We start from the raw sequence: 9,970 nt of genomic DNA on the forward strand, positions 1-9,970 counted from the left end.
ACTTGCCTAGAGCGCACTCCACGCCGTTGGCTGGATGACCATGGAGTACACGCAGCTCGGACGTACCGGACTCAGGGTCAGCCGACTCGTCCTCGGCACCATGAACTTCGGCCCGCAGACCGACGAGGCCGACAGTCACGCGATCATGGACGCGGCGCTCGGCGCCGGCATCAACTTCTTCGACACCGCCAACGTGTACGGGTGGGGTGAGAACAAGGGGCGGACCGAGGAGATCATCGGCACCTGGTTCGCCAAGAGCCCCGCCCATCGCGACAGGGTGGTGCTCGCCACCAAGGTCTACGGCAACATGGCCGCCGACGGCGACGCCTGGCCCAACCACGACAAGCTCTCCGCCCTCAACATCCGGCGGGCCGTGGACGCCAGCCTCAAGCGGCTGCGGACCGACCACATCGACGTCTACCAGTTCCACCACGTCGACCGCCGGACCCCCTTCGAGGAGATCTGGCAGGCGATCGACACCCTCGTCACGCAGGGGAAGATCCTCTACGTCGGCTCCTCCAACTTCCCCGGCTACAAGATCGCCCAGGCCAACGAGATCGCCGCCCGGCGCGGCGGGACCATCGGGCTGGTCAGCGAGCAGTGCCTCTACAACCTCGCCGAGCGCCGGGCCGAGATGGAGGTCATCCCGGCCGCGCAGGAGTACGGCCTCGGGGTCATCCCCTGGTCGCCGCTGCACGGCGGGCTGCTCGGCGGTGTGCTCAAGAAGGAGGTCGAGGGCGGGCGCCGGGCCGGTGGCCGGGCCGCCGACGCCCTCGCCGACACCACCCTGCGGGCCCGGATCCAGGCCTACGAGGACCTGCTGGACAAGCACGGCGTGGAGCCCGGCGAGGCCGCCCTGGCCTGGCTGCTCACCCGCCCCGGCGTCACCGGCCCGATCATCGGCCCGCGCACCGCCGGACAGCTCGACTCGGCCCTGAGGGCCGTGGAGCTGGAGCTGAGCGAGGACCTGCTGACCGCCCTGGATGAGATCTTCCCGGGCCCCGGCCCCTCCCCGGAGGCCTTCGCCTGGTAGTCCCGTCAGGGAAGCACCCCGCAAGGAGTGCGGGGCCGGTCCGACATGCGGCTGCCGCCGCGTGGGCGGGACCGGCCACCGACGGCCCGCGGCCGGCGCCGAACGGCCGGCCGCGGTTCCCCGGCCTCACCCCGCCCCTCACTTCATGGCGGAGGCCACGGCAACCACCACGAACAACAGCACAAGCACACCGGCCATGATCCGGTTCCGGGTCTTCGGGTCCACACACCGAGCCTAACCGGCCGCCCCGAGCCCCCAGCGGGCGACCACCTCGTACCGCGGCTGCTCCCCCGGCACCCCGGACGTCGGCAGATTGCTGCGCACCAGCGCCAGCTCCGCCACCGTCCAGGCCCGGCTCGCGAACTCCGCGAGCAGCGCGACGTACGGCCGGACGTCGACCGCGTCCCGGCTGCGGGCCACCGTCAGGTGGGCCTGGTAGCGGCGGTGCTCCCCCATCGGCAGGCCAGCCTTCCGGGCCGCGGCCTCCGCGCGGTCGGCCAGCAGACGGAGGGTGTCGAGGTCGCCGTGGGCACCCGCCCACAGGGCCCTGCCGTGTCCGAACTGACCGCCGCCCGCGACGGACAGCCCGAACGCCGGGGTGCGCCGGGCGGCACGGGCCAGACGGTCCGAGAGCGCCGGTACGAGGTCGTCGGCCACCTCGCCGAAGAACGCGAGGGTGTAGTGCCAGCCGGGCCGCCCGGTCCAGCGCAGCCCCTCCGCACCCGGCAGCCGCTTCAGCCGATCCACCTCGACACCGAGCTCGGCAACCACGTCGGCCGGCGGCAGCACGGCTGCGAAGAGTCTCATGGGGCCAACCCTGCCAAAGAACGGGACCCGGCACGCCCGCACCGACAGGTACTGGCCCGGAGGCTCTGGCCGGCGGGGCGGGCGGTGGGGTGGGTCAGGCGGCTGGGGCGAGGTGGTCCTGGTGCTCTCTCGGGACGAAACGGATGCGGGGGTGGCCGCCGTGCCAGCCGACCGACAGGCGGAGGTTGCCGACCCGGGCCAGGACCAGCCCGATGACGACGGCCGCGGCCGCGGCGATCGCGCCGCCGACGGCGAGGCCGGCGCGCACGCCGTACGCGTCCGTGATCCAGCCGGCTATGGGCGCGCCGATGGGCGAGCCGCCCATGAAGACCATCATGTAGAGCGCCATCACCCGGCCCCGCATGGCCGGGTCGGTGCCCATCTGGACGGTGGTGTTGGCGGTGACGTTGACGGTCATGCCGAACATGCCGATGGGGACCATGAGCAGCGAGAACAGCCAGAGGGAGGGGGCGGCCGCGGCCACCAGCTCCAGGCCGCCGAAGGCCACCGCCGCCGCGAGCATCACCCGCAGCTTGGCGGTGCCGCGCCGGGCCGCGAGCAGGGCGCCGGCCAGGGAGCCGACCGCCATCAGGGTGTTGAAGAGGCTGTAGGAGCCGGCGCCGGCGTGGAAGACGTCGTCCGCGAAGGCGGAGAGGTAGACGGGGAAGTTGAAGCCGAAGGTGCCGATGAACCCGACCAGGATGATGGTCCAGGTCAGGTCCGGGCGCCCGGCGACATAGCGCAGGCCCTCGCGCAGCTGGCCCTTGCCTCTCGGCGCACGCTCGACGACGTGCAGCTCGCGCGCCCGCATCAGCAGCAGGCCGGCGAGGGGGGCGACGAAGGACAGGCCGTTGAAGAGGAAGGCCCAGCCGGTGCCCACGCCGGTGATCATGAGACCGGCGACGGCCGGGCCGACCAGGCGGGCGGACTGGAAGTTCGCCGAGTTCAGACTGACCGCGTTCTGCAGCTGGTGGGGGCCGACCATCTCGGAGACGAAGGACTGGCGGGCCGGGTTGTCGACGACCGTGGCGAGGCCGACGGCGAAGGCGGCGAGGTAGACGTGCCAGACCTGGACATGTCCGGAGAGGGTCAGCAGGGCCAGCGCGACGCCGGTGAGGGCCATCGAGGTCTGGGTGACGAGGAGTGCCCGCCGCTTGTTCAGACGGTCGACCAGGACCCCGCCGTAGAGGCCGAAGAGGAGCATCGGCAGGAACTGCAGGGCGGTGGTGACGCCGACGGCGGTCGCGGAGCCGGTGAGGCTGAGGACCAGCCAGTCCTGCGCGATGCGCTGCATCCAGGTGCCGATGTTCGAGACGACCTGGCCGGCGAAGAACAGCCGGTAGTTCCTGACCTTCAGCGAGCTGAACATCGAGGACCGGCGGGCTGTGGGGGTAGTAGGGGCGGTCGGTGCGGGGGCGGAAGGTGTTCCGGGTCCCGAACTCAACAGCGTTCGCCTCTTCCTTCTCTCGGGCGTTCAGAGGTGTGCGAGCTTCTCCAGCACGGGGGCGGCGGCGCGGAGTTTCGCCCACTCGTCCTCGTCCAGGCCGTCGACCAGGCCGGCCAGGAACGCGTTGCGCTTGCGGCGGCTCTCCTCGAGCATCGCCTCGGCCTGTTCGGTCCTGGTGACGACCTTCTGCCGCCGGTCCTCGGGGTGCGGCTCCAGCCGGACCAGTCCCTTGGCCTCCAGCAGCGCCACGATGCGGGTCATCGAGGGGGGCTGGACGTGCTCCTTGCGGGCCAGCTCACCGGGGGTGGCCTGGCCGCAGTTGGAGAGGGTGCCCAGCACCGACATCTCGGTGGGGCTCAGTGACTCGTCGACCCGCTGGTGCTTGAGCCGTCGCGAGAGTCGCATCACGGCGGAGCGGAGGGAGTTCACGGCGGCCGCGTCGTCGCCATGGGTAAGGTCCGGCATGTTCTTTAGAGTAACTCATTACTCTTCCTAAAGACCACCGGGACCCGCCCGTCCGCCCGTGACCTCGGCCACTGGACCGGGGGATCCGGGCAGTCCAGGGACATCCCCCAGAAAACATCGCGTCACCCGTACGAGTGAGCCAGATCCGGAAAGTGACGCATCGGGCGCGCGGATGTGGCGCCCTCGTATCCATGGGGACCAGTGTGCTCAGCCTGCGGATAGACAAGGAGCTGCTCGACCGGCTCCGGTGTCATGCGGCCAAGAGAGGAATGAGCGTCCAGGACTACGTGATCCGGACGCTCGTTCGAGACGACTTCGACGAGCGGTTCTCGGCCGCCGTCGAGGAGACGGAGAGGTTCTACGGCGTCACCTGACGGGTTTTCGGGCGAAGAGGGAGAGACCGGTACGGAGAGCCCAACACACAGAACACGAGTGCGACTTCAACTCCCCTTCATCTAGCGTTAACCCCTCACGCCGGGCGCCCGCCCGGCATCGCCAAGGGGGGTTACGACCCATGCACGACGGCACACCCGTCCGTCCACAGCCCAGGCCGAGCAGACGCCAGATCCTGCGGACCGGAGCCGGAATCGCCGGCGCGGCCGCGTTCGGGGCGGCGGCGCCACTGGTGGCGGCCGGCACCGCACAGGCCAGCGTTGCGACCTCCAAGCACTTCGTCCTGTCCGGCGACGGCGGCAACCCGATCTGGCGGGCCACCCTCCACCAGCCGTACTGGGCGATGCAGTCCTTCGCCTACGACAACGTCAACGGCCGCATCTACTTCGCCCAGCACCGCATCGGTGACAGCGCCGGGCACAACGGCGACCTGTGGATCTCCCAGACCGACCTCTCAGGCAACGTCCTCGGCACGATGGCCATCCAGGGATTCGGCCACGGATCCTCGATGGGCGTGGAGCCGACGGGTTCCGGCTCGGCGCCGTACCTGTGGATCGAGGGCAGCGACTCCGACGACAACGGAGCCGGCGAGAAGCTGTCCCGCTTCCGGTTCACCGACGGACTGACCCTCGACTACTTCAACCCCAGCATCACGATCTACGACCGCACCCCGACCATCTCCAGCTTCGTCAAGCTGCCCCGGCCGGCCATCGACCCCTACACCAACCGGCTGCTGATCCGCTACGCGACCAGCGACTCCGCCTCCCGGGTGTGGCGCCTGGCCGTCTTCGACATGGCGGACGCCGTCGCCGGGCGCCTCAGCGACGGCTACCGCCTCGTGGAACGGGCGATCCCCAACAACGACGAGCTCGGCCTCACCGACGACGACCTGTTCCAGGGCATCACCCTGTGCGGCCAGTACGCCTATCTCCTGTACGGCGGCCCCGGCGGCCCTTCGTACCTCGTCACGCTCGACCTGAACGGCACAGGCGGCTCCTACTACGACAAGTTCCAGACCACCGCCGGAGCCTCCCTGCCGGGGCGTGAACCCCAGGGCACGGCGATCTGGATGGTCTCCGGAGCGCCGAGACTGGCCTTCGGTTTCTCGTCGAAGACCACCTCGACGGACCCGGACACGCTGGACGCGAGCGTCTTCTACAAGAGCGACTTCGTCTCCTGAGGCAGGCCTCGCCGGGCTCACCCGGCCCGCGCACCCCGCTCGGGTCAGGTGAGCCCCAGCGCCGGCATCAGGTAGTAGAAGGCGAAGACGGCCGAGACCACGTACATCGCGACCGGCACGTCCTTGGCCCGGCCGACGGCCAGGCGCATCACCACGAAGGTGATGAATCCCATGCCGATGCCGTTCGTGATCGAGTAGGTGAACGGCATCATCACCATGGTCACGAAGGCCGGGACGGCGAGGGTGTAGTCGGCCCAGTCGATCTCCTTGACCGAACCGGCCAGGATCAGGAAGCCGACCGCGAGCAGCGCCGGGGTGGCCGCCTGCGAGGGGACCATCGTGGCGACGGGCGTCAGGAACAGCGCGACGACGAAGAGGCCGCCGGTGACGACGTTGGCGAAGCCGGTGCGGGCGCCCTCGCCGACGCCGGCCGTCGACTCGACGAAGCAGGTGGTCGCCGAGGAGGAGCTGGCACCGCCGGCGGCGACCGCGACACCGTCGATGAAGAGGACCTTGTTGATGCCCGGCATGTAGCCCTCGGCGTCGGTCAGCTTCGCCTCGTCGCTGACGCCCATGATCGTGCCCATGGCGTCGAAGAAGCAGGACAGCAGGACCGTGAAGACGAAGAGGATGCCGGTCAGCACGCCGACCTTGCCGAAGCCGCCGAAGAGGCTGACCTTGCCGAGCAGGCCGAAGTCCGGGGTGGAGACCGGGTTGCCGGGCCAGGTCGGGACGGTCAGGCCCCAGGTGGTCACGTGCGCGACGGAGTTGATGATCAGCGCCAGCACGGTCATCGCGACGATCGAGATCAGGATCGCGCCGGAGACCTTGCGGACGATCAGCGCGAGGGTGAGCAGCGCGCCGAGCACGAAGACCAGCACCGGCCAGCCGTTGAGATGACCGTCGGTGCCGAGCTGGAGCGGGACGGTGGTCTGGGCGGCGTCCGGGATGCGGGTGACGAAGCCGGAGTCCACCAGGCCGATCAGCATGATGAACAGGCCGATACCGATCGAGATCGCCTTGCGCAGGCTGTACGGGACGGCGTTCATCACGCGCTCGCGCAGACCGCTGGCGACCAGCAGCATCACGATGATGCCGGCCAGCACGACCATGCCCATGGCGTCCGGCCAGGACATCCGGGGCGCCAGCTGGAGGGCGACGACGGAGTTCACGCCGAGGCCGGCGGCGAGCGCGATCGGGACGTTGCCGATGACGCCCATGAGCAGCGTCGTGAACGCGGCGGTGATGACCGTGGCGGTGACCAGCTGACCGTGGTCGAGCTGGTGACCGTACATGTCCTTCGCGCTGCCGAGGATGATCGGGTTCAGCACGATGATGTATGCCATCGCGAAGAACGTGGCGAAACCGCCGCGCACCTCGCGGGCCAGGGTGCTGCCCCGCTCGGAGATCTTGAAGTAACGGTCCAGCGCCCCGTACGCGGGGGTCGCGCCCGGCTGTTCGGGAGCGGGGGCCTGAGTGGAAGCCGGGGTCGACATTGGAGGTTCCTACGATCAGAAGTGGTCACACACAAACGGTTTCAGTATGAACATATGATGCCGAGTTCGCTATCTCCGCGCGTAGAACGAGTGAGTGCGTAAGCTGAGCGCCATGGCGAAGTGGACACCCCGGCACGAGGCACCGGAACCCCTTGAGGGCCCGGTCGTCCCGACGATCATCGGCGGCACGATCATCTGGTTCGTCCTCTTCCTGGCCCAGCTCCCCTTCTACGGCTGGTACTCCGACCACGGCCACACCTGGTGGATCTGGACCTGCCTGGCCGGCGGCGGCCTCGGCCTGATCGGCGTGTACTACGTGAGGCGCCGGGACGCAGCGATCAGGGCGCACCGGGCGACGGCCGAGTAGGGCACCACCGCGAGGCCGGCCAGAAGCGCCCCCTCCCTCACGGCATCGCCCCGAACGGCCTCGTCCTCGAACGCCGGACGGGCTGAAGGGGCTGCGGACCGGGCGTCGCCCGTGAACGCCGGGGTGGCTGGAGGATGGGCCTCGCTTTTCAGGTGACCGAGTCGGGTGGGTGGGTGGGTGGGCAAAGGGGGCCGGTGTCTACAACCTGCGCACGAGTTCGGTCCTCCCCTGGTCGGATCTTCCGGGCACTCGGCAGGTGGACGCGCAAATCCGCACGTACCGTCGAATGCATGCAGCACATCGACGCGGGCGCCGAGCTCGACCCCGTGCATCCCGTACCGCTGCCGGCGCCGGTGCGGACGACCGGCCTGACCGCCGCCGAGGTCGCGGAGCGGATCGCGCGCGGCGAGGTGAACGACGTACCGCTGCGCAGCAGCCGCTCCCTCGGCGAGATCGTCCGCGCGAACGTCTTCACCCGGTTCAACGCGATCATCGGTGTGCTGTGGCTGATCATGCTGGCCGTGGCGCCGATCCAGGACAGCCTGTTCGGCTTCGTGATCCTCGCCAACACGGGCATCGGCATCGTGCAGGAGTGGCGGGCGAAGAAGACCCTGGACTCGCTCGCGGTGATCGGCGAGGCGCGGCCCACCGTGCGCCGGGACGGGGCCGCCGTCGAAGTGGCGACGAGTGAGATCGTGCTCGGCGATCTCCTGGAGATCGGTCCGGGCGACAAGGTCGTCGTGGACGGGGTCTGCGTCGAGGCCGACGGTCTCGAGATCGACGAGTCGCTGCTCACCGGCGAGGCCGACCCGGTCGTCAAACGCCCCGGCGACCAGGTGATGTCGGGATCCTTCGTGGTGGCCGGCGGCGGCGCCTTCGCCGCGACCAAGGTCGGCCGGGAGGCGTACGCGGCCCAGCTGGCCGAGGAGGCCTCCCGCTTCACGCTCGTCCACTCCGAGCTGCGCACCGGCATCTCGACCATCCTCAAGTACGTGACGTGGATGATGGTCCCGGCCGCGATCGGCCTGGTCGCCACCCAGCTGCTCGTGAAGAACAACGGCCTCAAGGACGCCGTCGCCCGCACGGTCGGCGGCATCGTCCCGATGGTCCCCGAGGGCCTGGTCCTGCTCACCTCCGTCGCCTTCGCGATCGGCGTGATCCGGCTGGGCCGCCGGCAGTGCCTGGTCCAGGAACTCCCCGCGATCGAGGGGCTCGCCCGGATCGACACCGTCTGTCTCGACAAGACCGGCACCCTCACCGAGGGCGGCATGGACGTCACCGAGCTGCGGGCGCTGAACGGCGCCGACGAGACGTACATACGCAAGGTCCTGGGCTCGCTCGGCGAGTCCGACCCGCGTCCCAACGCCTCGCTGCAGGCGATCATCGACGCCTACCCCGACAGCGAGGACTGGCGGTGCGTGGAGTCGCTGCCGTTCTCCTCCGCCCGCAAGTACAGCGGGGCGACCTTCAGCGAGGGCGACGGGGAGCTGAGCACGTGGCTGCTGGGGGCGCCGGACGTGCTCCTCGGCGCCGACGACCCGGCACTGGCCGAAACCGTGCGGCTGAACGAGCAGGGGCTGCGGGTGCTGCTGCTCGCCCGCGCGGGCCGGGACCTCGACGACCCCGCGGTGGCCCAGGGCGCCGGCGCCACCGCGCTCGTGGTGCTGGAGCAGCGGCTCCGCCCGGACGCCGCCGACACCCTGCGCTACTTCGCCGACCAGGACGTCCGGGCGAAGGTCATCTCCGGGGACAACGCGGTGTCGGTCGGCGCCGTGGCCGCGAAACTCGGCCTCAGCGGTACGACGGTGGACGCGCGCCGGCTGCCCGCCGGGCCGGCCGAGATGGCCGAGGCCCTGGACTCGGGCACCGTCTTCGGACGGGTCACCCCGCAGCAGAAGCGGGAGATGGTGGGGGCCCTTAAGTCGCGCGGGCACACGGTCGCGATGACCGGCGACGGCGTGAACGACGTGCTCGCCCTGAAGGACGCCGACATCGGGGTCGCGATGGGCTCGGGCTCGGAGGCGACGCGGGCGGTCGCCCAGATCGTCCTGCTGGACAACAGCTTCGCCACGCTGCCGTCGGTGGTGGCCGAGGGACGGCGGGTGATCGGCAACATCACCCGGGTCGCCACGCTGTTCCTGGTCAAGACGGTGTACTCGGTGCTGCTCGCGCTGCTCGTGGTCTGCTGGCGGGTCGAGTACCCCTTCCTGCCGCGGCACCTGACCCTGCTGTCGACCCTGACCATCGGCATCCCGGCCTTCTTCCTCGCCCTGGCGCCGAACACGGAACGGGCGCAGCCGCACTTCGTCCGCCGGGTGATGCGGTACTCGATCCCGGGCGGTGTGGTGGCGGGGGCCGCGACCTTCGTGACGTACCTGATCGCCCGCCACTACTACACGGGCACGGGGTCCCTGGACGCCGAGACCAGTGCCGCGACCCTGACGCTGTTCCTGGTCTCGCTGTGGGTGCTGGCGATCATCGCCCGGCCGTACACGTGGTGGCGCGTCGCCCTGGTGGCCGCGATGGGCGTGGCCTTCGTGGTCGTCCTCGCCGTACCGGCGCTGCAGAGCTTCTTCGCGTTGAAGCTGGTGGGGATGGCGATGCCGTGGACCGCCGTCGGCATCGCCGTGGTGGGGTCGGCCGTGCTGGAGCTGCTCTGGAAGTGGGTGGAGCGGAAGTATCCCGTGTGATGCGGCGGCGGGGGGACCCCCGCGGCCCGGGGGGGGGGGTGGCGCGGGTGCCCGCCGGCCCTAATACTGGGGCGGGCCCACCAGAGGGGTTA

General features: G+C 70.3%; 9 protein-coding genes. 5 read left to right on the forward strand and 4 right to left on the reverse strand.

Features of this window, described 5'->3' with window-relative positions; genetic code table 11:
- Positions 1-40 precede the first annotated feature (40 nt).
- Positions 41-1,033, forward strand: a complete 993-nt coding sequence (locus AB0M11_RS36065) for an aldo/keto reductase (RefSeq protein WP_365712399.1) — start codon at positions 41-43, stop codon at positions 1,031-1,033.
- A gap of 234 nt (positions 1,034-1,267) precedes the next feature.
- On the opposite strand, the gene thpR is transcribed toward AB0M11_RS36065, so the two are convergent.
- The 3 genes from thpR to AB0M11_RS36080 form a co-directional block, all read right to left on the reverse strand.
- On the reverse strand, positions 1,268-1,840 hold the full coding sequence (thpR, locus tag AB0M11_RS36070) for an RNA 2',3'-cyclic phosphodiesterase (protein ID WP_365712392.1): 573 nt from the start codon (positions 1,838-1,840) through the stop codon (positions 1,268-1,270).
- Positions 1,841-1,934: 94 nt separating this feature from the next.
- The gene (locus AB0M11_RS36075; RefSeq protein ID WP_365712393.1) at positions 1,935-3,284 is read right to left on the reverse strand and encodes an MFS transporter; all 1,350 of its coding nucleotides are present in this window, start codon (positions 3,282-3,284) and stop codon (positions 1,935-1,937) included.
- Between the two features lie 30 nt (positions 3,285-3,314).
- Positions 3,315-3,752, reverse strand: coding sequence for a MarR family transcriptional regulator (locus tag AB0M11_RS36080; RefSeq protein WP_089101888.1), 438 nt, complete (start codon positions 3,750-3,752; stop codon positions 3,315-3,317).
- 191 nt (positions 3,753-3,943) lie between these two features.
- Between AB0M11_RS36080 and AB0M11_RS36085 the strand changes: the two genes are divergently transcribed.
- Positions 3,944-4,126 carry a ribbon-helix-helix protein, CopG family gene (locus tag AB0M11_RS36085; protein ID WP_089101887.1) on the forward strand — a complete coding sequence of 61 codons (183 nt, stop codon included), beginning with the start codon at positions 3,944-3,946 and terminating at the stop codon, positions 4,124-4,126.
- Positions 4,127-4,266: 140 nt separating this feature from the next.
- Positions 4,267-5,325, forward strand: a complete 1,059-nt coding sequence (locus AB0M11_RS36090; protein ID WP_365712394.1) for a hypothetical protein — start codon at positions 4,267-4,269, stop codon at positions 5,323-5,325.
- 44 nt (positions 5,326-5,369) lie between these two features.
- Here the strand turns inward: AB0M11_RS36090 and AB0M11_RS36095 are convergent, their stop codons facing one another.
- Positions 5,370-6,821 (reverse strand): NCS2 family permease, encoded by a 1,452-nt coding sequence (locus AB0M11_RS36095; RefSeq protein ID WP_365712395.1) that lies wholly within the window; start codon positions 6,819-6,821, stop codon positions 5,370-5,372.
- Between the two features lie 112 nt (positions 6,822-6,933).
- Here AB0M11_RS36095 and AB0M11_RS36100 point away from each other — a divergent pair, with 112 nt between their 5' ends.
- A complete protein-coding gene (locus AB0M11_RS36100) occupies positions 6,934-7,188 on the forward strand; it encodes a DUF2530 domain-containing protein (protein ID WP_365712396.1) in 255 nt (84 codons plus the stop codon).
- A gap of 290 nt (positions 7,189-7,478) precedes the next feature.
- Positions 7,479-9,878: a cation-translocating P-type ATPase gene (locus tag AB0M11_RS36105; protein ID WP_365712398.1), complete on the forward strand. Its 2,400-nt coding sequence runs from the start codon at positions 7,479-7,481 to the stop codon at positions 9,876-9,878.
- Positions 9,879-9,970 lie beyond the last annotated feature (92 nt).

This window comes from Streptomyces sp. NPDC051987, assembly GCF_040680735.1.
Lineage (GTDB): Bacteria > Actinomycetota > Actinomycetes > Streptomycetales > Streptomycetaceae > Streptomyces.